This window comes from Rhizobium album (assembly GCF_003122325.1).
In the GTDB taxonomy this organism is placed as follows: Bacteria; Pseudomonadota; Alphaproteobacteria; order Rhizobiales; family Rhizobiaceae; genus Metarhizobium; species Metarhizobium album.
Map to the genome: position 1 here is coordinate 41,433 of NZ_QFBC01000021.1, position 22,652 is coordinate 64,084.

General features: G+C 60.9%; 18 protein-coding genes. 7 read left to right on the top strand and 11 right to left on the bottom strand.

Annotated features, from left to right (window positions below; translation table 11 throughout):
* The first annotated feature begins 12 nt into the window (after positions 1-12).
* The gene (locus DEM27_RS29485; RefSeq protein ID WP_245446214.1) at positions 13-1,407 is read left to right on the top strand and encodes an MFS transporter; all 1,395 of its coding nucleotides are present in this window, start codon (positions 13-15) and stop codon (positions 1,405-1,407) included.
* Between the two features lie 59 nt (positions 1,408-1,466).
* Here the strand turns inward: DEM27_RS29485 and purH are convergent, their stop codons facing one another.
* The 4 genes from purH to htpX all read right to left on the bottom strand — a co-directional run bounded on the left by purH (position 1,467) and on the right by htpX (position 7,318).
* The gene (purH, locus tag DEM27_RS29490) at positions 1,467-3,083 is read right to left on the bottom strand and encodes a bifunctional phosphoribosylaminoimidazolecarboxamide formyltransferase/IMP cyclohydrolase (RefSeq protein ID WP_109461834.1); all 1,617 of its coding nucleotides are present in this window, start codon (positions 3,081-3,083) and stop codon (positions 1,467-1,469) included.
* A 78-nt stretch (positions 3,084-3,161) separates the two neighbouring features.
* The gene (locus DEM27_RS29495; RefSeq protein ID WP_109461835.1) at positions 3,162-4,847 is read right to left on the bottom strand and encodes a heparinase II/III family protein; all 1,686 of its coding nucleotides are present in this window, start codon (positions 4,845-4,847) and stop codon (positions 3,162-3,164) included.
* Between the two features lie 114 nt (positions 4,848-4,961).
* Entirely contained in the window at positions 4,962-6,365 is a 1,404-nt protein-coding gene (locus DEM27_RS29500; protein ID WP_420028866.1) for an RsmB/NOP family class I SAM-dependent RNA methyltransferase, read from the bottom strand.
* A complete protein-coding gene (gene htpX, locus DEM27_RS29505; protein WP_109461837.1) occupies positions 6,356-7,318 on the bottom strand; it encodes a zinc metalloprotease HtpX in 963 nt (320 codons plus the stop codon). The genes DEM27_RS29500 and htpX overlap by 10 nt, the downstream gene beginning before the upstream one ends.
* Positions 7,319-7,447: 129 nt before the next feature.
* Between htpX and DEM27_RS29510 the strand changes: the two genes are divergently transcribed.
* Together DEM27_RS29510 and DEM27_RS29515 are read left to right on the top strand one after the other, a co-directional pair.
* Complete coding sequence (locus DEM27_RS29510) at positions 7,448-7,672, top strand: DUF1674 domain-containing protein (RefSeq protein ID WP_109461838.1); 225 nt, start codon at positions 7,448-7,450, stop codon at positions 7,670-7,672.
* Positions 7,673-7,748: 76 nt separating this feature from the next.
* The gene (locus tag DEM27_RS29515; protein WP_109461839.1) at positions 7,749-8,222 is read left to right on the top strand and encodes a thermonuclease family protein; all 474 of its coding nucleotides are present in this window, start codon (positions 7,749-7,751) and stop codon (positions 8,220-8,222) included.
* A 131-nt stretch (positions 8,223-8,353) separates the two neighbouring features.
* Here the strand turns inward: DEM27_RS29515 and acs are convergent, their stop codons facing one another.
* A complete protein-coding gene (gene acs, locus DEM27_RS29520) occupies positions 8,354-10,312 on the bottom strand; it encodes an acetate--CoA ligase (RefSeq protein WP_109461840.1) in 1,959 nt (652 codons plus the stop codon).
* Between the two features lie 204 nt (positions 10,313-10,516).
* On the opposite strand from acs, the gene DEM27_RS29525 reads away from it, so the two are divergent.
* A complete protein-coding gene (locus DEM27_RS29525) occupies positions 10,517-11,218 on the top strand; it encodes a DUF1013 domain-containing protein (RefSeq protein ID WP_109461841.1) in 702 nt (233 codons plus the stop codon).
* Between the two features lie 72 nt (positions 11,219-11,290).
* On the opposite strand, the gene DEM27_RS29530 is transcribed toward DEM27_RS29525, so the two are convergent.
* Complete coding sequence (locus tag DEM27_RS29530) at positions 11,291-13,204, bottom strand: propionyl-CoA synthetase (protein WP_109461842.1); 1,914 nt, start codon at positions 13,202-13,204, stop codon at positions 11,291-11,293.
* Positions 13,205-13,311: 107 nt separating this feature from the next.
* Complete coding sequence (locus DEM27_RS29535; protein WP_109461843.1) at positions 13,312-13,974, bottom strand: YggS family pyridoxal phosphate-dependent enzyme; 663 nt, start codon at positions 13,972-13,974, stop codon at positions 13,312-13,314.
* Between the two features lie 182 nt (positions 13,975-14,156).
* Between DEM27_RS29535 and leuS the strand changes: the two genes are divergently transcribed.
* From leuS to holA, 3 genes are read left to right on the top strand one after another with little or no spacing between them, the layout of a single operon-like run.
* Positions 14,157-16,787, top strand: coding sequence for a leucine--tRNA ligase (leuS, locus tag DEM27_RS29540; RefSeq protein ID WP_109461877.1), 2,631 nt, complete (start codon positions 14,157-14,159; stop codon positions 16,785-16,787).
* The gene (gene lptE / locus DEM27_RS29545) at positions 16,777-17,298 is read left to right on the top strand and encodes an LPS assembly lipoprotein LptE (protein WP_109461844.1); all 522 of its coding nucleotides are present in this window, start codon (positions 16,777-16,779) and stop codon (positions 17,296-17,298) included. The genes leuS and lptE overlap by 11 nt, the downstream gene beginning before the upstream one ends.
* A 9-nt stretch (positions 17,299-17,307) precedes the next feature.
* Positions 17,308-18,345 carry a DNA polymerase III subunit delta gene (holA, locus tag DEM27_RS29550; protein ID WP_109461845.1) on the top strand — a complete coding sequence of 346 codons (1,038 nt, stop codon included), beginning with the start codon at positions 17,308-17,310 and terminating at the stop codon, positions 18,343-18,345.
* 37 nt (positions 18,346-18,382) lie between these two features.
* On the opposite strand, the gene DEM27_RS29555 is transcribed toward holA, so the two are convergent.
* Genes DEM27_RS29555 through mnmG form a run of 4 tightly spaced genes read right to left on the bottom strand, consistent with a single transcriptional unit; the run spans position 18,383 to position 22,626 of the window.
* Positions 18,383-19,267: a ParB/RepB/Spo0J family partition protein gene (locus DEM27_RS29555; protein ID WP_109461846.1), complete on the bottom strand. Its 885-nt coding sequence runs from the start codon at positions 19,265-19,267 to the stop codon at positions 18,383-18,385.
* Positions 19,268-19,299: 32 nt separating this feature from the next.
* The gene (locus tag DEM27_RS29560; protein WP_109461847.1) at positions 19,300-20,094 is read right to left on the bottom strand and encodes a ParA family protein; all 795 of its coding nucleotides are present in this window, start codon (positions 20,092-20,094) and stop codon (positions 19,300-19,302) included.
* A 5-nt stretch (positions 20,095-20,099) separates the two neighbouring features.
* Complete coding sequence (rsmG, locus tag DEM27_RS29565) at positions 20,100-20,750, bottom strand: 16S rRNA (guanine(527)-N(7))-methyltransferase RsmG (protein WP_109461848.1); 651 nt, start codon at positions 20,748-20,750, stop codon at positions 20,100-20,102.
* Between the two features lie 4 nt (positions 20,751-20,754).
* A complete protein-coding gene (mnmG, locus tag DEM27_RS29570; RefSeq protein ID WP_109461878.1) occupies positions 20,755-22,626 on the bottom strand; it encodes a tRNA uridine-5-carboxymethylaminomethyl(34) synthesis enzyme MnmG in 1,872 nt (623 codons plus the stop codon).
* Between the last annotated feature and the right edge of the window lie 26 nt (positions 22,627-22,652).

The following is a 22,652-nucleotide window of genomic DNA, read 5'->3' on the forward strand; positions in this document are numbered from 1 at the left end:
GAGAAGGACAGCGTGACGAGCTTGGCAACGGAAACGCTGCCAAGATCCTCACGGGGCATCTGGGGCTGGATGCTCTTCGACTGGGCCGCCCAGCCGTTCTTCACCGTGGTGACGACCTTCATCTTCGGTCCCTATTTTGTCGCGCGCCTGACGGAAGATCCCGTGGGCGCGCAAGCGGCCTGGAGCAACATGGCGACGGTTTCGGCGATCATCATCGCCGTCCTGTCGCCGATCCTCGGCTCGATCGCCGACCAGTCCGGCGCCAGAAAGCCGTGGATCGCCTTTTTCGCGGCGATCAAGATCGTCAGCCTGTGCCTGCTCTGGTTTGCCGAACCCGGCTCGCCGATCATCTATCCGATCGTCTTCATGGTGCTGGCATCGATCTCGGCGGAGTTTTCGATCGTCTTCAACGATTCGATGATGACGCGGCTGGTCGACAAGCGGGATGTCGGGCGCATTTCCAACCTCGCCTGGGGCCTCGGTTACCTCGGCGGCATGATCGTGCTGATCACCGTCGTGGCGTTCCTGGCCGCCAATCCCGAGAGCGGAAAAACGCTTCTCGGGCTCGATCCGCTGTTCGGACTGGATGCCAAAGCTGGAGAGGATGCGCGGATCACCGGACCGATTTCCGCCGTCTGGTACCTGCTGTTCATCCTGCCGATGTTCTTCTTCACACCGGATGCGCCGCGCGGGCTGCCGTTTGCCGCCGCCGTTCGCACCGGGTTGCGCGAGCTCGGTACGACGCTCGGCGAACTCAAGCACAGGGCCGGCATCCTGCGGTTTCTCGTGGCGCGCATGCTCTATCAGGATGGCGTCAACGGCCTTTTGATCCTGGGCGGCACCTTCGCCGCCGCCATGTTCGGCTGGGCGACGATCGAGATCGGCGTTTTCGGCATCATTCTCAATGTCGTCGCCATCTTCGGCTGCTGGGCCGCCGGCAGCATCGACCGGCATCTCGGCTCCAAGGTCACGGTCCTGATCAGCCTCGTGCTGCTGCTCGCCGCCACCTTCGGCATGGTCTCGACGGGGCAGGGCTTCACGCTCTTCGGACTCGTGCAGCTTCCCACCGCCGACGGCGGCGGCCTGTTCGGCACCGCTGCGGAAAAGATCTACCTGCTCTACGGATTATTGGTCGGCCTGTCCTTCGGTCCGGTCCAGGCGTCGTCGCGGTCCTATCTGGCGCGCAGCGTCAGCCCCTCGGAAGCCGGGCGTTATTTCGGCATCTATGCGCTGTCGGGCCGCGCCACCAGCTTCATGGCAACGCTGAGCTTCTCGCTCGTCACCTATTGGAGCGGCTCCGCCCGCTTCGGCATGGCGACGCTGCTTGTCTTCCTGCTGGCAGGGCTGATCCTGCTGGTTGCAACACCTTATCCTGCCGAAAAAACGAAAGAGCCGGCTGGGACATGACCCGGCCGGCTCGATCTTTTTACGCCGCACCGGAAGCAGACCGGAACGGCTCAAAAATATCAGTGACGGAAATGCCGCATGCCGGTGAAGACCATGGCGATGCCATGGGCGTCGGCCGCAGCAATCACCTCTTCATCACGCATGGAACCGCCTGGCTGGATGACGGCGGTGGCACCGGCAGCGATCGCTTCCAGCAGGCCGTCGGCGAAGGGCAGGAAGGCCTCGGAGGCCACGGCCGAACCGCGGGTCGTCGGCCCGTCCCAACCGGCAGCCTTGGCCGCATCTTCCGCCTTCAGCGCCGCGATGCGCACCGAATCCACCCGGCTCATCTGCCCGGCGCCGATGCCGGCCGTCTGGCCGTTCTTGGCATAGACCACCGCATTCGACTTGACGTGCTTGGCGACGGTGAAGGCGAACTTCATGTCTTCCAGTTCCTGCGCCGTCGGCGCCCGCTTCGTCACCACCCGCAGGTCGAGATCTTCCACCATGCCATTGTCGCGGGTCTGCACCAGCAGGCCGCCGGAGACGGTGCGGGCCGAAAGGCCACGCGAACGCGGGTCGGGCAGGCCACCGGTCACCAGAAGGCGCAGGTTGGGCTTGCGGGCGACGATCGCCTTGGCTTCGTCGCTGGCGTCAGGCGCGATGATCACTTCGGTGAACAGTTTGATGATATCTTCCGCGGCAGCGGCATCGAGTGTCTGGTTCAGCGCAATGATGCCACCGAACGCCGAAACGCTGTCGCAGGACAAGGCCCGGCGATAGGCATCGAGCAGGCTGGTGCCCGTCGCCACGCCGCAAGGATTGGCATGCTTAATGATGGCGCAGGCCGGCGCCTTGTCGGCCGGGAACTCCGAGACCAGCTCGAAGGCGGCATCGGTGTCGTTGATGTTGTTGTAGGAGAGCTGCTTGCCTTGCAGCAGCACGGCGGTGGCCACGCCGGCGCGCTTTTCGCCGGTGACGTAGAAACCGGCGCTCTGGTGCGGGTTTTCGCCGTACCGCATCTTTTCCTTCAGCACGCCGCCGATGACGCGGTGGCGCGGCATCTCGATGTCGAGGGCTTCGGCAAACCAGTTGGAAATGGCAGCATCATAGGCCGCGGTGCGGGCAAAGGCCTTGGCGGCCAGCGTCTGGCGGAAGGCGTAGGAGGTCTGGCCGTCGTCGGAACGCAGCGCCTGCATGGCAGCCGGATAATCGGCCGGATCGGTCAGGATCGTCACATAGGCATGGTTCTTGGCCGAAGCGCGGATCATCGCCGGGCCGCCGATATCGATATTCTCCACCGTCGTCGGATAATCGCCGCCGGCGGCGCGAACGTCTTCGAACGGATAGAGATTGATGACGACGAGATCGATGGATTCGATGCCGTGTTCCTTCATCGCCGCAACATGCTCGGCATCGTCACGAATGGCCAGAAGTCCGCCATGGACACGCGGATGCAACGTCTTGACGCGGCCGTCCATGATTTCCGGGAACCCGGTGAGTTCGGAAACGTCAGTCACCGGCAGGCCTTCGGCGGCAATCGCCTTGTGTGTGCCGCCGGTCGATAAAAGGCGAACGCCGTGGGCGATCAGGGTCTGCGCCAACTCGACGATGCCGGTCTTGTCGGAAACGGACAAAAGCGCCGTGCGGATCTTGACCTTGTCAGGGGCGGGGATTTTTTTGGAAACGACAGCCATGAACGTGCTCCGGATAGCCTGCAGCGGAAATTGCGATCGAGGGTCGCCTATCACAGCTTGGCGCCGGAGGGAACGAAACTATTTCTGCCGCGCCAGTTCCCAGCGGATTTCCGCCACGGCGACGGCGGAGAAGGCAATTTCCAGCTGCTCGGATTGGCGCACGCCGGAGGAATCGGCAAAAAACACGTCCTCGGTGATCTCGATAATCTGCCCCGGCACCGAAAACAGCCAGGTTTCCCCGTCCGGAGCGCTGAGCAGAATGCTGTCCTCGCTCTTCGGAACGATGTCGATGGCCGGGTGGACGTGAAATCGCAGAACGACATCCCTCGTATCGCTGCCGCCGGCATTGCGTCCCGGGATGGGCAGGAACCGGTCGAAACCGCTTAGTCGCGTCCCGTTTGCCGAAAGCCGGAACTCGCGTTCGTGCAGCACGCCGAAAGGCAGGGCATAACCGTTGTGCGACGCCACAAGGCAATCGCTGCCGTCGGCGGTATCGACCCGCGACACCTCGACGGCCGAAACGCCGGCAACCATGACCGGCCCCAGAAATTCCGACTGCGACAGGCGCGACGACGAGGTGTCGTTGAGAACCGCGGTCGAATGCGCTGCCGTCGACCGCGCCATCTGGCGATAGGCGTCGGCAGCGAATTTCGGCGCGCCGCAATTGGTGATGAAGCGGTGCCGGCCCGACGACATCTCGAAGGACAGGCATCCGGCATGCGCCAGACGCGACAGGTCGACCGATTGCGGACAGCCGGTATCGACGATCACCACCGTATTGCCGGCCGAAAGACGATGGTAAGCAAGATCCGGCAGCATACGGAACGGCTGGCCCGATGTCTCGTCATACCGCAGCACCGACATCAGCTCGTTGGCGAGCGTCGACGTCGCACCGTTGAACAAGGCGAGGTCGCCACCCTGGTGGCGGAAGAAACGCAAGGCCGGATACATGCGGTCGATACCGGGGATCAGCTTGGCGGGAACATCGTGGCCAAGATTGACATAGGTCTGGCGCAGCGGCAGCAGATCGAGCAACAGGTCGAGCGCCGTCCTTGGATTGCGGGAGACATGACCGCCATCCGGCAGGATCTGGCGTTCGATTTCCCGGTCGAGCTCCATTCCCGCCCGCCGCAGCGCCGAGGCGCGAACCGGCATGGCGACCGATGCCATGGCCAATGCGATGCGGGCGCGGAACCGCGCCTCCGCATCCGGGCTATGGCGCGCCATGCGCCGGAGATACCGGATCTGCACCGCCAGGCTTTTCATGAAGCGCCGGTAAAATCCGCTCTCCACGCCCTGCAACACGACGGGCGAATGGGACAGCCAGGAGATGAGCCGCTGCGCCGTGACATCGAGATCCCAGGCGACACCGCCGACGCGACGGCCATGCATATGGATCCACTGATCGACGATGGCGCGGGCATTCGAACAGGCATTGTCCGTCTTATCGGCGCGGATATGGCGAAGCCAGGTAAAACCGTGAAGCCTGTGTGCGAAAGCCCGCGAAGGCATGTCCATCACGAAGGGCGATTCGCCATTGGTGGCGAGTACGCGGCCGGCAAGCGGAAAGCGCCCTTCCAGGATTTCTTCGGCGACGAAGGGATCGATGATCCTGAGATCGGTGGGGGCGACGATCAGCCGTTCCGGAATCTGCACGGAAGACCGTGTCAGCCGGAAGCGCATCAGCGCAAACCGGCGCCTTGTCCGTCGCCACGTTTCACGCAAATACAGGTAGAAGAGGTGCCGACGGCTCGCAAGCTTCATGTGAGATTGTTTACTCCGCCGACCCATGGATAAAGCGTTGGACAAGTTGCGTCAATTCGGCACGCGGGCGTGCCGGCATTCGTCCACTGGCTTATAACGGCTAATAGGCTGATTTTATTGGCTGCGCTGCAACACAACGGCATAAAATCCATCCAGCCCGCCGGCAAACCCTTCGTGAGCCGGCAACATGGCCGGCGTCGTGCGGAATGCGCCTTCGGCGGAGATCGCGTCTTCGAGGCCCGGCCAGTCCGTCGCGGCGACCGGAACACGGCGGACATCCGGCAGTTCGGCAAGGATACGCGCCACCATCGCCTCGCCTTCGAGCGGGTCGAGCGAGCAATTGGAGAAGACGACGAGGCCACCCGGCTTGACGAGCGTCAGGGCATGGCGGAGCAGCCGCTCCTGCACCGTCGCCAGCTTGGCGATATCCTGATGCCCCTTGGTCCAGAGCACATCGGGATGACGGCGCGTCGTGCCCGTGGACGAGCAGGGCGCATCGAGCAGGGCCGCGTCGAACAGTTCCTCGGGCTGGAAGGAGGCCATGTCGGCCTCCACCGTCCGTGCCGAAAAACCGAGCCGCGCCAGATTGCCGTCCAGCCGTTTCAGGCGATTGGCAGAGAGATCGAGCGCCGTCACCTCGGCGCCGGCCAGGATAAGCTGCGCCGTCTTGCCGCCCGGCGCGGCACAGAGATCGACGACCCGCTTGCCGGCAAGCGGACCGAACAGCCGGGCCGGCAGGCTCGCCGCCGCATCCTGCACCCACCATTGTCCTTCCGAAAAACCGGGAAGATCGGCAACGCTGCCATCGAAGGCGGCAAGCCGCACGCTGCCGGTGGGCAACACGATGCCGCCGAGCTTTTCCGCCCAGTAAGCCGCATCGCCCTTCACTGTCAGGTCGATGGCGGCGGGGCTGGTCTGCGCTTCGGAAATCCGCGCCGCCGCCTCACGACCATAGACCGCGGAAAGCCGGTCGAAAAACCATGACGGCATGGCGGGGATGGCAGCTGTCTGCGCCAGCAAGGCATCCTTCTCGCGCGCCATACGGCGCAAGACGGCGTTGACAAGGCCGGCAAAACGCCGGTTGCGCGGATCGCGGTTGGCCTGCTCCACGGCAAGGTCCACCGCCGAATGATCCGGCACGTCGAGATAGAGGATCTGTGCGGCGGCAACGGTCAAGACATGATCGAGAGCACGCGCGCCTTCGGGCAGCGGCGAGTCGAGCAGCGACGACAGCATCGCGCCGATGCGCGGCAGATGACGCAGCGCCGAGTTGAGAATGGCGCGCACCAAAGCGCGGTCGGCATCGTTCAACGCCTTGTAGGCCGGATTGCCATGTTCGGCATCGAGCATGCCGTCCAGAGAGACCCGCCGATCGACGACAGCGCCCAAAAGCTTGGCCGCCGCCGCCCGCGCTTCGAGACCCGGCTTGTCGTCGGGACCGCTCGTTGCGTTGGTGGTGGCAGGCTGCTTTTTGCGCGGCCGGCGAAATGCCGGCTTGTTCTGTGACGTCAAGACCAGGGACCTTTGGGTGGCTGAGAGTTGCCGCGACCCCAGCCTGTCGGCGGAACGGAGCGCGATTTTCGCACCGCAGTATCAGCTTGCGACGTCGGCGTCGAGGCCGGGCGGGTTTCCTGCGCCATGCGCTGCAGCGCCGCGATGCGGTTTTCGGTGTTCGGATGGGTCGAGAACAGATTGTCCATGCGTTCGCCCGACAGCGGATTGATGATGAACATATGCGCCGTGGCGGGATTGCGCTCGGCATCGTCATTGTGGATGTGCTGGGCTGCACCGGCGATCTTGCCGAGCGCCGAGGCAAGCCAGAGCGGGTTGCCGCAAATTTCCGCGCCGCGCCGGTCGGCGGAATATTCGCAGGTGCGGCTGATCGCCATTTGCACCAGCATCGCCGCCAGCGGCGCCACGATCATGGCGACGATCACGCCGATGGCGCCGAACGGATTGTTGTTATTGTTGCGATTGCCGCCGAAGAGGAAGGCAAAGTTGCCGAGCATGGAAATGGCACCGGCCAGCGTTGCCGTGATGGTCATGGTCAGCGTATCGCGGTTCTGGACATGCGCCAGTTCATGCGCCATGACGCCGGCCACCTCCTGCGGCGTCAATGCGCGCAGAAGGCCCGTCGACGCGGCGACCGCAGCGTTTTGCGGATTGCGGCCAGTGGCAAAGGCATTCGGCTGCGGGCTGTCGTAGAGATAGACGCGCGGCATCGGCAGGCCGGCATTCCTGGAAAGGTCGCGGATGATGCCGTAAAATTCCGGGGCGTTGCGTTCGTCGATTTCCTGGGCGCGGTAGGCCGAAAGCACCATGCGATCGGAATTCCAATAGGAAAAGAAGTTCATGCCAGCCGCCACGACGAAGGCAATCAGCATGCCGGATTGTCCGCCAATGAGATAACCGACTCCCATGAACAGGGCTGTCATGAAGGCAAGCAGCATGGCAGTACGCATGAGATTCATGTCGGTCTCCAAGGTTGTCATCCGGCAGGGTCGAGGCGGCATTTGGGGCCGGCGCTTTTCTTTCTCCCCCAAGGCTCCTATGATTTGGTTATTCAGCCGCGATTTTCAATGTTTTTACGGAATAGAGCCATGGCGGAAGCCCAAGCCGACAATGACAACAGCGAAAGCTCCAGCACATTGCACGAAACCGGCAAACACTTGCCTCCCGCCGCTCTGCGCGCCCTGAAGGAAGCAGAGGAACGTCGCCAGGCGGAAAACGAAGCGTCCTTGCCGAAAGAGATCGGCGGCCGCGGCGGCGCCGACCCGGCACGGTTCGGCGACTGGGAAATCAACGGCCGGGCCATCGATTTCTAAGGATATAATTCCTATTGACCGGCGCCATTTTTAGGAATTATATCCTTGTATGGATATATTCTCAAATCGGCTGCGGATGCTTCTGTTTGCCTGCTTCTTTGGCAGCGCCAGCTTTTTTGCGGTGCAGGGCGAAACCTGGAGCCGCGAGCAGGGCGTGATAGCCGGTCCCGTCGAAGCTCAGGTGATCCGCGTCATCGATGGCGATACCTTGCTGGTGGAGGCACGCCCATGGCCGCAACAGCGGATCGAGGTCTATGTCCGCTTGCGCGGCATCGATACGCCCGAATTGCGGGCACGCTGCGCGCAATCGAGAAATGCCGCACTACAGGCTAAAAAACTTCTTGCGGATCTTGCTTCAGAAAACCCGACCCTCTGGCTTCGAGATATTTCCGGTGACAAATATTTCGGCCGCATCGTCGCCGACGTCACATTCGCAAGTGGCGTGAATCCGGCTGAGGCCCTTTTGTTTGCCGGATATGCCAGGACCTATGATGGCGGTCGCAAAGACGGCGAAACATGTTCGGCCGTCAACGAGACGGCATTTCCGTAAAACAATGCCGCCGCAATATGCGTGGCTTCGGCCTTCGAACCTGCGCAAAAACAAGAGATGACGTGTCACAAGAAAAACCCGGCCGCCACAAAGGAAGCCGGGTTTCGGTGTGAAAGCGTTGGTGACGGCGCTTATGCCGCGTCGGCGCGGTTCTGGCGATTGGCGATCAGGTCGTCGACGACTCCGGGATCGGCCAGCGTCGAGGTATCGCCGAGCGCGCCGAAATCGTCTTCGGCGATCTTGCGCAGGATGCGGCGCATGATCTTGCCGGAGCGGGTTTTCGGCAGGCCGGGCGCGAACTGGATTTTATCCGGCGTGGCGATCGGGCCGATTTCCTTGCGGACATGCTTGACGAGTTCCTGCCGCAAGGCATCCGTGCCCTGCTCGCCGGCCATCAGCGAGACGTAGCAGTAGATGCCCTGACCCTTGAGGCCGTGCGGGTAACCGACGACGGCAGCTTCGGAAACGAGGTGATGCGACACAAGCGCCGATTCCACTTCCGCCGTGCCGAGACGATGCCCCGAGACGTTGAGAACGTCATCGACGCGGCCGGTGATCCAATAATAACCATCCTCGTCGCGACGGCAGCCGTCACCGGTGAAATATTTGCCCTTGTAGGTCGAGAAATAGGTCTGGATGAAACGCTGGTGATCGCCGTAGACGGAGCGCATCTGGCCGGGCCAGCTGTCGGTGATGCAGAGATTGCCGTCGGCCGCCCCTTCCAGCACCTTGCCTTCGTTGTCGACGAGCTGCGGCTGGACACCGAAGAACGGCTTCGTCGCCGAACCCGGCTTCAGATCCGTAACGCCCGGCAGCGGGCTGATCAGGATGCCGCCGGTTTCCGTCTGCCACCAGGTATCGACCACAGGCGATTTCTGCTCGCCGACGACATTGTAGTACCATTCCCAGGCCTCCGGATTGATCGGTTCGCCGACCGATCCGAGCAGCCGCAGCGAAGCGCGCGACGAGCGCTTGACGAAATGGTCGCCGGCGCCCATCAGCGCACGGATCGCCGTCGGCGCCGTGTAGAAGATGTTGACCTTGTGCTTGTCGATGACTTCCCAGAAGCGGCCCTGGTCGGGGAAATTCGGCACGCCTTCGAACATCAGCGTCGTCGCCGCATTGGCGAGCGGACCGTAGACGATGTAGGAATGACCGGTCACCCAGCCCACATCCGCCGTGCACCAGTAGACGTCGCCATCGCGATAATCGAAGACGTATTGATGCGTCATCGAGGCGTAGACGAGATAACCGCCGGTGGTGTGCAGCACGCCCTTCGGCTTGCCGGTCGAACCCGAGGTATAGAGAATGAACAACGGATCTTCCGCCTTCATCTTCACCGGCGGGCAATCCGGCTTCACCGTGTTGATTTCCTGGTGATACCAGAGGTCGCGGCCCGGCGCCCAGCCGGTCTTGCCGCCGGTGCGGCGCACGACGAGCACCTTGTTGACGATCACGTGGTTCTTGGCGGCGATGTCGATGGCGGTATCGGTGTTTTCTTTCAGCGGGATCGGCTTGCCGCCGCGCACGCCCTCATCGCAGGTGATGACGAAGGTCGATTCGCAGTCGACGATACGGCCGGCCAGCGCATCGGGGGAGAAGCCGCCGAAGACGACGGAATGAATGGCGCCGATACGGGCGCAGGCCAGCATCGCATAGGCCGCTTCCGGGATCATCGGCATGTAGATGGTCACCCGGTCGCCCTTCTTGACGCCGTGCTTCTTCAACACGTTGGCGAGGCGACACACCTGGTCGTAGAGCTGGTTGTAGGTGATCTTCTTGTCGACATAGGGGTTGTCGCCTTCCCAGATGATCGCGGTCTTTTCACCATGCGTCTTCAGGTGGCGGTCGATGCAGTTGTAGGAGACGTTGGTAATACCGTCTTCGTACCACTTGATGGAAACCTTGCCGGTGAACGACGTGTTCTTGACCTTGGTATAGGGTTTGAACCAGTCGATGCGCTTGCCATGCTTGCCCCAGAAGCGATCAGGATCTTCGACACTCTCGGTATACCATTTCTGATAGGTATCGCCGTCGATGAGCGCGCGGCTTTTTGCCGATTTAAGAACCGGATAAAGCTTGGCTGACATGAACTCCTCCCTCATGTTGATGCCATTATCTATGTGCGACCTTCATAGCAGGTCAACCCGTTCCGGCAATTAGACAAAGGTCATTTGTCTCTTGGAGAATTGCAATTATGACACAATGCCTATATAGAGCAGTCTAATTTCCGGAAATTTGTGGTGATACCACGTCCCGCGACCCCGGCGCGGGCCGACAGAAGGACTATATCCATGGCTCAACAACTGCTCATGCCGAAGGCGACGGCCGTGTGGCTGGTCGATAACACCGCATTGTCTTTCGACCAGATCGCCCAGTTCTGCAAACTGCACCCGCTGGAAGTGAAGGCGATTGCCGACGGTGAAGCTTCGCAGGGCATCAAGGGCCTCGATCCGATCTCGACCGGCCAGCTTTCGCGCGAAGAAATCGCCCGCGGCGAAGCCAACATCAACCACAAGCTCAAGCTTTCCGATCCGAAGGTGCGCGTGCCGGAATCGAAGCGCAAGGGGCCGCGCTACACACCGGTTTCCAAGCGCCAGGATCGTCCGAACGCCATTCTCTGGCTGGTGCGCAACCATCCCGAACTCAAGGACGCCCAGATCTCCCGCCTGGTCGGCACCACCAAGTCGACGATCGAGCAGATCCGCGAGCGCACCCACTGGAATGCCGCCAACCTGACGCCGATGGATCCGGTGACGCTTGGCCTGTGCAGCCAGATCGATCTGGATTTCGAAGTCGAAAAGGCCGCCAAGGGCCGTCCGCTGCCGACCGCCGCCGAGCTCGGCGCCACCCTGCAGCCGACCCAGGAAACCGAACGCCTCGGCTTCAGCTACGATCGGGAAGAAGAAAAAGAGATCGACGCCGACGCCGTCTTCGCCAAGCTCAAGTCGCTCAAGTCGACGCGCACAGACGAAGACGAGGACGATCAATACTGATCGTCGCGTCGCGAAAGACGAACGCAAAAGCCCGCAACGCCTGAACGGTGCTGCGGGCTTTTTTCGTTTGCTTCAACCGGGATGATGCAGGCCGCGTCCCTGCAGCACGGCGGTGATCTCTTCGAGAATGACCGGATCGTCGATGGTCGCCGGCATTTTCCACGGCAGGCCGTCGGCGATCTTCTGCATGGTACCGCGCAGGATCTTTCCCGAGCGGGTTTTTGGCAGGCGCTGGACGATCATCACCGACTTGAAGGCGGCGACCGGGCCGATTTCCTCGCGCACCAGCGAAATCACCTCGCGTTCGATCTCCCTGACATCCCGCGCCACCTTGTTCTTCAGCACCAGGAAACCGCAGGGCACCTGGCCCTTCAATTCATCGGCAATGCCGATCACGGCGCATTCCGCGACGTCAGGGTGAAGGGCGCAGGCTTCTTCCATCGCGCCGGTCGACAGGCGATGGCCGGCGCAATTGATGATGTCGTCGGTGCGGGCCATGATGAACATGTAGCCGTCTTCATCCATGTAGCCGGCATCAGCGGTCTTGTAGTAACCGGGAAATTCCTCCAGGCAGGCGGCGCGAAACCGCTCGTCGGCGTTCCAGAACGTCACGAGGTTGCCGGGTGGCAGCGGCAGCCGGACGACGATGTTGCCGAGCGTACCTGCCGGCACCGGATGGCCTTCGTCATCCAGCACCTCGATCGTATAGCCGGGCAAGGGAACGGCGGGCGAGCCGTATTTGACCGGCAGCAACCCCAGGCCCAGCGGGTTGGCCGCCACCGGCCAGCCGGTTTCCGTCTGCCACCAATGGTCGATCACCGGGACGTCGAGAATGCGTTCGGCCCATTTGATGGTTTCCGAATCAGCCCGTTCACCAGCGAGAAACAGGGCACGAAAGCCGGATAGATCGTATTTCCGGGCAAATTCCCCCTCGGGATCGTCGCGGCGGATGGCGCGGAAGGCCGTCGGCGCGGTGAACATCACCTTGACATCGTGATCGGCGATCACCCGCCAATAGGTGCCGGCATCGGGCGTGCCGACCGGCTTGCCTTCGAACAGGATGGTGGTGTTGCCCGCCAGCAGCGGGCCGTAAACGATGTAGGAATGGCCGACCACCCAACCGATATCCGACGCCGCCCAGAAGACCTCGCCGGGCTTGACGCCGTAGATGTTCTCCATGCTCCATTTCAGCGCCACCATGTGGCCGCCATTGTCGCGGACCACACCCTTCGGCTGGCCGGTCGTGCCGGAGGTGTAGAGAATGTAGAGCGGATCGGTTGCCTTGACCGGCGTGCAGGCAACGCTGGTACCGGCAGCTTTTTCCGCGGCCACCGCGCTGGTAAAATCGACATCGCGGCCGGGTTTCAGCTCCGCCTGCAATTCCGGTCGCTGCAGCACCAGGCAGTGTTCCGGCTTGATCCTGGCGAGTTCGATGGCGTGGTCGACAAGCGGCATATAGGCGACCGTGCGGCCCGGCTCCAGCCCGCAACTGGCGGCGATGATCAGCTTGGCGTCGAAATCGTCGATGCGCGTTGCCAGTTCATGCGCCGCAAAGCCACCGAACACGACCGAATGAATGGCGCCGAGCCGGGCGCAGGCCAGCATCGAAAATACCGCTTCCGGAACCATCGGCATGTAGAGGATGACACGGTCGCCCTTGCCGACGCCGAGGCGGCGCAGGGCGGCGGAAACGGCCACGACCTCGGCCAGCATCTCCTCATAGGTGAAACTGGCAACCTTGCCGGTCATCGGGCTGTCGTAGATCAGCGCCTTCTGGCCGCCGCGTCCATCGGCCACATGGCGATCGACGCAGTTGAAACAGGTATTGGTTTCCGCGCCGATGAACCAGCGCCCGTAAACGCCATCTCCGGCGTCGAAGACGGTATCGGCCGGTCGGGACCAATGAAGCGTTTCGGCGATCCCCCTCCAGAAACCTTCAGGATCGGCCTGCCACGCCGCATAGGTTTGGGCATAAGTGCTTTGCATTCTTTCCTCCCGGTATGCAAACGCCAAGCTGTAAACAGCCTAGCCCCATTTACCGGGGGAATACAGGGCCTGGAAAGCAAGACCAAAGCCCTAGGCATAAAGACCAATCAGCGGCTGCCGAAAATCGCCGACCCGACCCGCACACCTGTAGCGCCGAAGGCAATCGCCGTCTCGTAGTCGCCGGACATGCCCATCGACAGCTTTTCGACGCCCGCCTCTGTGGCCAGTCTTGCCAGCAGGGCAAAATGCGGCCCGGGATTTTCATCCGCCGGCGGAATACACATCAGTCCTTCGATCTCAAGCGCCAGTTCACCGCGGCAAAGCGCCACGAAAGCCGGCAGCTCGTCCGGCGCGATGCCGGCCTTCTGCGGCTCCAGGCCGGTGTTGACCTGGATATAGAGCCGCGGCGTGCGTCCCTGCCGCTGCATTTCCGCGGCCAGCGCCCGGGCGATCTTTTCCCGGTCCACCGTCTCGATGACGTCGAACAGCGCCACCGCCTCCGCCGCCTTGTTGGATTGCAGCGGCCCGATGAGATGCAGCTCGATGCCCAAAGTTTCCGCCTTCAGCTGCGGCCACTTGCCCCGGCTTTCCTGCACACGGTTTTCGCCGAAGACCCGTTGCCCGGCGGCGATGGCCGGACGAATATCGTCGGCTTCGAATGTCTTGGAGACGGCAACAAGCGTCACCGCGCCCGCGGGGCGGCCTGCCTTCCGTTCGGCGGCTGTTATCCGGCCTTTCACCGCCTCGAGACGTTCTTGCAATTGCGTCATGCCATCCTCATCTGTCGCATGGTTCTCTGCGTTAGCTAAACCTTCGCCTCACCGTTGCCAAGCTTCGGTGCTCCACCCGTGATAAACTTTGCCTGACCCGGCCGGCGGAAAACTTGACGCTTGGACGGTTTCATGATGAAGGTCACGGCCAATTCTCCCTGATTTCCTGGAATATCGATCCCATGGCCTCCGAACGTTATAATCCGCGCGACACCGAACCCCGTTGGCAGAAGACGTGGAACGAAAACAGCGTTTTCGTCACCGACAACAACGATCCGCGCGAAAAATATTACGTCCTCGAAATGTTCCCCTATCCTTCGGGCCGGGTGCACATGGGCCATGTGCGCAACTACGCCATGGGTGACGTCGTCGCCCGCTACAAGCGCGCCCGCGGTTACAATGTCCTGCACCCGATGGGCTGGGACGCTTTCGGTATGCCGGCGGAAAACGCCGCGATGCAGAACAAGGTGCATCCCAAGGACTGGACCTACCAGAACATTGCGACGATGCGCAACCAGCTGAAATCCATGGGCCTGTCGCTCGACTGGAGCCGTGAATTCGCCACCTGTGATGTCGAATATTACCATCGCCAGCAGCACCTGTTCCTGGATTTCCTGGAAAAGGGCCTGGTCTACCGCAAGCAATCGAAGGTCAACTGGGATCCGGTCGACAACACCGTTCTCGCCAACGAGCAGGTCATCGACGGCCGCGGCTGGCGCTCCGGCGCGCTGGTGGAACAGCGCGAGCTGACGCAGTGGTTCTTCAAGATCACCGATTTCAGCCAGGATCTCCTGGACGCGCTCGATACGCTCGACCAGTGGCCGGAAAAAGTGCGGGTGATGCAGAAGAACTGGATCGGCCGCTCGGAAGGCATGACGATCCGCTGGGAGATCGCCGAAGGCACGGCGCCGGCCGGCAGCCACGAAGTCACGGTCTACACGACCCGCCCCGACACGCTGTTCGGCGCCTCCTTCCTGGCGATCGCCGCCGACCACCCGCTGGCCAGGGAAGCCGCTGCCGGCAATCCTGACATCGAGGCTTTCGCCGAAGAATGCCGCCGTGCCGGCACCTCCGTCGCCGCCCTGGAGACGGCGGAAAAGAAGGGTATGGACACCGGCATCCGCGTCAAGCACCCGTTGGATCCCGCTTGGGAACTGCCTGTCTACATCGCCAATTTCGTGCTGATGGACTATGGCACCGGCGCGATTTTCGGCTGCCCCGCCGGCGACCAGCGCGACCTGGACTTCGCCCGCAAATACGATCTGCCGGTGACACCAGTGGTCATGCCGAAGGACGGCGATCCCGCCAGCTTCAAAATCGGCAACGAGGCCTATGTCGATGACGGCGTAATGATCAACTCCCGCTTCCTCGACGGCATGACGACGGAGGCGGCATTCGACGCCGTGGCCGAACGACTGAGCACCCAGCTTCTCGGCAACCAGCCGCAGGGCGAGCGCAAGGTGAATTTCCGCCTGCGCGACTGGGGTATTTCCCGCCAGCGTTATTGGGGCTGCCCGATCCCGGTCATCCACTGCGACGACTGCGGCGTCGTGGCGGTGCCGAAGAAGGACCTGCCGGTCAAGCTGCCCGACGACGTCACCTTCGACAAGCCAGGCAACCCGCTCGACCGCCATCCGACCTGGCGTCACGTCGCCTGCCCGCAATGCGGCAAGGATGCGCGGCGTGAAACCGACACGATGGACACCTTCGTCGATTCGAGCTGGTATTTCGCCCGTTTCACCGCACCATGGGAAAACGAACCGACATCACCCGAGGTCGCCAATCACTGGCTGCCCGTCGACCAGTATATCGGCGGCATCGAGCATGCGATCCTGCACCTGCTCTATTCCCGTTTCTTCACCCGCGCCATGCGCGAGACAGGCCACCTGGACCTCAAGGAGCCGTTCAAGGGCCTGTTCACCCAGGGCATGGTGGTGCACGAAACCTATAGCCGCGGCGAGGGCACGGCCCGGGAATGGATCGCTCCGGCCGATATCCGCATCGACGAGATCGACGGCCAGCGCCGCGCCGTCCTGTTGTCGACCGGTGAGGAGCTGAAGATCGGCTCCATTGAAAAAATGTCGAAGTCGAAGAAGAACGTCGTCGATCCCGACGATATCATCGCCGCCTACGGCGCCGATACCGCCCGCTTCTTCGTGCTGTCCGACTCGCCACCGGATCGTGACGTCATCTGGTCCGAAGCCGGCGTCGAAGGCTCCCATCGCTTTGTTCAGCGCGTCTGGCGCCTGATCTCGGAGGCCGCCGAAAAGCTGCGCAAGGTCAAGTCGAAGCCGGCTAAGGAAGGCGAGGCCCTTCCCGTTTCGCAAGCCGCCCACAAGGCACTTCAGGCCGTGCAGGGCGATTTCGACAAGCTGAACTTCAACAAGGCCGTGGCGCGCATCTACGAGATGGTCAATGCGGTTGCCGGGCCTTTCGGCAATGTCGCTGCCGGCAAGGCGGACGAGGCCTATGCCGCCGCCGTTCGCGAAGCGGCCGAGATCCTCATCCTGCTAATCGCGCCGATGACGCCGCATCTCGCCGAGGAATGCTGGGCGGCGCTCGGCAATGAAGGCCTGGTGGCCCAGGCTTCCTGGCCGGTATTCGATGCCGCCCTCGTGATCGACAGCGAGATCGTCCTCCCGGTACAGATCAACGGCAAGAAGCGCGCCGAATTGACAATCGCGCGCGATGCGGACCAGAATGCCGTCCAGCAGGCCGTGCTCGCGCTCGACGCCGTACAGGCGGCTCTTGCTGGCCAGACGCCGAAGAAGATCATCGTGGTGCCGCAAAGGATCGTAAACATTGTCGTTTGACGTGAGCGTGAAATTTCTCCGGAAAGGCAGCACCGCTGTCGTCATCGCCCTGGCGCTGCTTGCGAGCAGTTGCCAGGTGCGCCCGCTTTATTCCGAATCGACCGGTGTCGCGCGGAACCTGGCGGCGATCTCCTATTCACCGGCCGGTAGCCGCGTCGGGCAGCAAGTCCGCAACCGCCTGATCTTCCTGACCTCCGGCGGCGCCGGAGAGCCGGCGAGAGCCGATTACGACGTTCAGCTGACTGTCGCCAGCTATGTCACCGGCGTTCTGCTGGTCGAATCCTCCGATACGGCCCGCGCGGGCCAGATCGTCGTCAACGGCGATTACACGATGCGGCGCGTTTCAGACGGACAGGTGCTGCGCACCGGACATCGTTCGGCCACATCGCTGGTCGACTTCCCCGTCCAGGAATTCGCCAAGCTGCGGGCGATCCGCGATGCCGAAAACCGTGCGGCCCGGGAACTGGCGGAGCTGATCCGGACCGATCTGGCCATCGCGCTTGGCCGGTAAGGCTGTTCCATGGCGGAAGTGAAGTCTCACGAGTTCGATCAGTTTCTGCGAAACTCCGCGCGGCTTTATCGCATCTTTATCATCTACGGGCCGGATCGTGGCCTGGTATCCGAGCGGGCCGGTCTGATTGCAGCGGGAACCAAGGTCCCCGCCGACGATCCATTCGCCTTCGTCAAGCTCGATGTGACCGACTTGCACGGCAATGCCGGGCGATTGCTGGACGAAGCTTATGCCATCGGTCTTTTCGGTGGCCAGCGCCTGATCTGGCTGCGGGGCGTCTCTAACGAAAAGCCCGTTATCGAGGCCGTACAGGCGCTGATCGATAAGCCTCCGGAAGATTGTACGCTAATTTTAGAGGCGGGCGACCTCAAGAAGGGCGTAGGCTTGCGCAAACTGGCGGACGGTGCCCGCAGCATCGCTTCTATTCCCTGTTATTCCGACGACGGCAGGGCCCTGAATGCGCTTGTCGATTCGGAACTCTCAAGCGAAAGCCTGAAAATCACGCCGTCTGCCCGCCATCTGCTCCTGGAGTTTCTGGGCGGCGACCGTATTGCTTCACGCAACGAAATTCAGAAGCTCGCGCTATATTGCCGCGGCCTGGATACGGTCGATGAACAGCATGTCTTCGATATCATCGGCGATGCCAGCGCCATATCCGCAGACGATGCGGTTGACGCGGTGCTGAAAGGCGACAAAGAGGGTTTCCTGCATGAAACCCGCAAGATCGCCACGTCGAAAATGTCGATCTTCCTGGTGTTGCAGAGTTGCCTGCGGCAGCTGCAGCTTCTCGATGTGATGCGCGCCGAGATGGACGAAAAGAACACACAACCGGCGCAAATCATGCAGACTCTCGGCCGCCACCTGTATTTTCGCCGCAAACCGGTTATCGAAGCCTTGTTGAAAAACTGGTCCGCTGCCACCATTGCCCGTGAGATGAACCGGGTGCAATCGGCCATATTGCAGACCCGCCAGCGCCAAAGCCTGGAAGAAAGCATTGCCCTTCAGACGCTGCTGGCCGTGGTTCTACAGGCCGGCCGCAAGAGCTGATCCGAAACCCCGGACCGGAACATCGAACCAGTGCGGTTTAACGGCGTTCCAATAACCGGCAGACGTCTTCCAGTTGCTCCAAAGTCTTATAAGCAATCTTGATCTGACCGCCGCTGCCGCGATGGTTTATGCTGACATCCAGGCCCAGAGCGTCCGACAACGTGCGCTCCAGCGCCAGCGTGTCGGAGTCCTTTTCCTCTCGTCGAATTGTTCCGTAAGCAGGATCATTCTGTGCCTTGATATCGTTTTGCGCCAGGCGCTCGGCATCGCGAACCGACATGCCTTTGGAAACGATCGTCTTTGCGAGCACGGTCGGATCAGACGTCGAAACCAGCGCCCGCGCATGTCCGGCCGACAACGAACCTGCCGCCAACATGTCACGCACCGGATCAGGCAATTTGAGTAGCCGAAGGCTGTTTGCCACGTGGCTGCGGCTTTTACCGATGATCTCGCCAAGATCGTTCTGGGTGTAGCCGTGCTCGGCAATCAGTTGTTCGTATCCCAGTGCCTCTTCCAGGGGGTTCAGGTCGGAGCGCTGGACGTTTTCGACAATAGCGATCTCAAGCGCCGTACGGTCATCGACATCCCGGACAATGACCGGAATTTCGACCAGCCCGGCCAGCTGCGCCGCCCGCCATCGACGTTCACCAGCTATTATCTCATACCGTTCTGATCCAGCCGTCCGAACAACGACAGGTTGCACAATCCCATGCTGTCGAATGGAACTGGCAAGATCCTGCAGTTCGTCCTCGTTAAAATAACGGCGAGGATTCTTCGGATTCCGGCTGACGAACTCAATGGGAATCATCCGGTCGGGATTGACACCCGGCTTGTTTCCGCCAACCGGAAGCGGCTGGTCCATCTCACCGATAAGTGCGGCCAGACCGCGACCGAGGCGGCGCTTGGAGATATCGTCGTTCATGCTGCACTCTCACATACCGGCTACCCGACGGGTCAGGCGGCTTTCCTTTGACGTTCACGCTGGATCACTTCGGAGGCAAGCTGGAGATAAGCTTGGCTGCCAGCGCACTTCAGATCATAAAGAATAGCGGGTTTACCATAAGACGGCGCTTCCGAAACACGTACATTTCTCGGAATCAGCGTGTGGTAGACCTTCTCACCCAAATGACTGCGAACATCATGCACGACCTGCTGGGCGAGATTGTTGCGCGCATCGAACATTGTCAGCACAATACCCTGAATATCCAAGGCCGGATTGACCGTTTGGCGAATCTGTCCAACGGTTTCCAGAAGCTGGCTCAAGCCTTCCAGTGCAAAGAATTCGCATTGCAACGGTACCAGCACCGAATGAGCGGCGGCCATGGCATTCATCGTCAACAGATTGAAGGAAGGCGGGCAATCCACCAGGATGTAAGAAAACGCCAGCGCCTCATCCTGCTGCAAAGCACGGCGAAGGCGGAAGACACGATCGCTTTTTTGCGCGATCTCCATCTCGAAGCCGAGCAAATCCATGGTCGACGGCACGATATAAAGATTCGGCACGGCCGTTTCGACCACCGTCTCCAATATGCCATGCGACCCCATCAGAAGATCGTAGGAGGATAACTTGCGGTCACGACGATCGATGCCCAACCCCGTGCTTGCATTGCCTTGAGGATCGAGATCGACGATCAACACACGCTCTCCGATAGCAGCCAAGGCCGTCGCAAGATTGATCGCGGTTGTCGTCTTGCCGACGCCACCCTTTTGATTAGCAATGGTGATGATGCGATTCTTCTCGCTTGCCATACAATTCACCTGGAGGATGATGCATTCATTCGTTTGATGCCGGTGATTTCTAGAATAACGGAATCCCGCTCAATCACACTTTGATGTTTTAACAGATCGAAGTGCCATCGGCCACGTGCTTTATCGATCTCGGTGGCATAATCCCGGCCTTTGTGCAGTAGAGCCTTGAGATTTTTGTTGCTGATCGCCCAAGGTTCGACATATTCGAGCAAAAGATCCAGATCCGCCAAGGCCCGCGCCGACACGACGTCGCATTCCGAAACCTCCGCCGGCGCCGCTTCGATGCGAACGGCATGAACAGAGCCGCGCCCTCCGGTCTGCAGCAGCGCAGTGCGCAAAAACGCAGCCTTCTTGTGGTTGCTCTCGATGAGATGAACCCAGCCTTCGCCGGCCTCGGCAAGGCAAATGGCAGTGATCACGCCGGGAAAACCACCGCCGCTGCCGAGGTCCAACCATTTGTGATTACCTGGGCAAAGCTGATAAATCTGCAGGCTATCGAGTATATGCCGCCGCCAAAGATCATCCTTGGTGGAGGGAGCCACCAGGTTTATGATCGTGGCCCATTTGCTGAAAAGATCGGCAAAGGTCTCCAGCCGCTCCAATGTTTCACGTGAAACACGCAGGCCGTTCAGTTCAACCCAGGGACTCTCTTGCATTGTATCAGGCAACTTTTTGTTGGCCAGCGGCCATCTTGCGAAGGAAAGCCAGGATCAGCGCGATGGCAGCGGGTGTCATGCCATCCACCCGCGACGCCTGTGCGATATTGGTCGGCCTGGCCTGATGCAATTTCTGCTTTAACTCATTGGAGAGGCCCGGCAACGCGGAGAAATCGAAATCGACAGGAATATGCCGCTCCTCTTCTCGAGCAACTTCGGCGATATCGCTCGCCTGCCGGTCCATATAAACCGCATAAATCGCCTCGATCTCCACTGCGTCAGCTACCCGCTTATCAATATCTGCCAGTTCCGGCCACACAGCCCTCAAACTGGAAAGCGAGTGATCGGTATAGGAGAGAAGATCATAGGCGGTTCGTCGTTGCCCATCCTGATTCAGCTTGATTCCAAATCTCGACGCCTCCGATGGCGTCAGTGACAATGTTTTCAGCAGCGTCCTCGCCTCGATCAAATTGACATTGAAAGCATTAAAACGCTCCTGCCGGGCTGGGGACAGGCATCCGAGTTCCGTGGCTATCGGTGTCAGTCGCATATCGGCATTGTCAGCACGCAAAGACAGGCGATACTCCGCTCGCGAGGTGAACATGCGATAAGGTTCCGCGATTCCACGCGACGTCAAGTCATCGATCATCACGCCGATATAGGATTGGGTCCGGCTAAAATGAAAGGGCGGCTTGCCAGCGGCGAGGCACGCGGCATTCAAGCCGGCTACCAATCCCTGCGCAGCGGCTTCTTCGTAGCCGGTTGTGCCGTTGATCTGGCCGGCGAGAAAAAGACCGGGGATCTTTTTCACTTCCAAACCAAGCGTCAGTTCGCGCGGATCGATATGATCATATTCGATCGCATAACCCGGCTGGCGGATGACCACGCGCTCTAACCCCGGGATCGTCCGGATAAACGCCTCCTGAACCTCCGCCGGAAGCGACGTCGAGATGCCATTTGGATAGACGGTGTCATCATCCAGGCCTTCGGGCTCAAGGAAAATCTGGTGACCGTCACGCTCACCGAATTTAACGATCTTATCTTCGATCGAGGGGCAATAGCGAGGTCCGATTCCCTCGATCTGGCCGGAATACATTGCCGAACGACCAAGATTCTCGGCAATGATTCGATGTGTTTCCGGCGTCGTCCGGGTGACCCCGCATTTGATTTGCGGATTGATGATGCGATCGGTCATGAAGGAGAACGGCACCGGCTCGTCATCTGCATCCTGTGCACCGATACTAGCCCAGTCGATGGTCGAGCCGTCAAGGCGCGCGGGCGTGCCCGTCTTCAGGCGACCCATTTCGAGTCCGAAACGGCCAAGCGTGCTGCTTAATCCGATCGAAGGCTCTTCACCGACCCGGCCGGCGGGAATCTTGACATCGCCGATATGAATCAGACCCCGTAGAAATGTGCCGGTGGTAAGAACGATAGAACGGCAGGCGAGTCGTGTTCCATCTCGCAGAACTAGATGCTTGATAATCGCATTCTGAAGATCGATGTCAAATGCATCACCCTCAAGAACCTGAAGGTTTGGATAGGAGAAAATCTCCGCTTGCATCGCCAAGCGATAAAGCTTTCGATCTGCCTGGGTTCTCGGTCCGCGGACAGCCGGCCCCTTTTTGCGGTTGAGCATCCGAAACTGAATACCGGCGGCGTCGGCAACACGTCCCATCAAGCCGTCCATGGCGTCGATTTCGCGGACGAGGTGGCCTTTGCCCAGGCCGCCAATGGCGGGATTACAGGACATGACGCCGATCGTATCACGCTTATGCGTCACCAGAGCCACGTCTGCACCAAGTCTGGCGGCAATAGCGGCCGCCTCGCTTCCCGCATGGCCACCTCCGACCACGATCACATCGTAAATACGGGTCATGTTCAACTCCAGAAGAGAAATGTGTT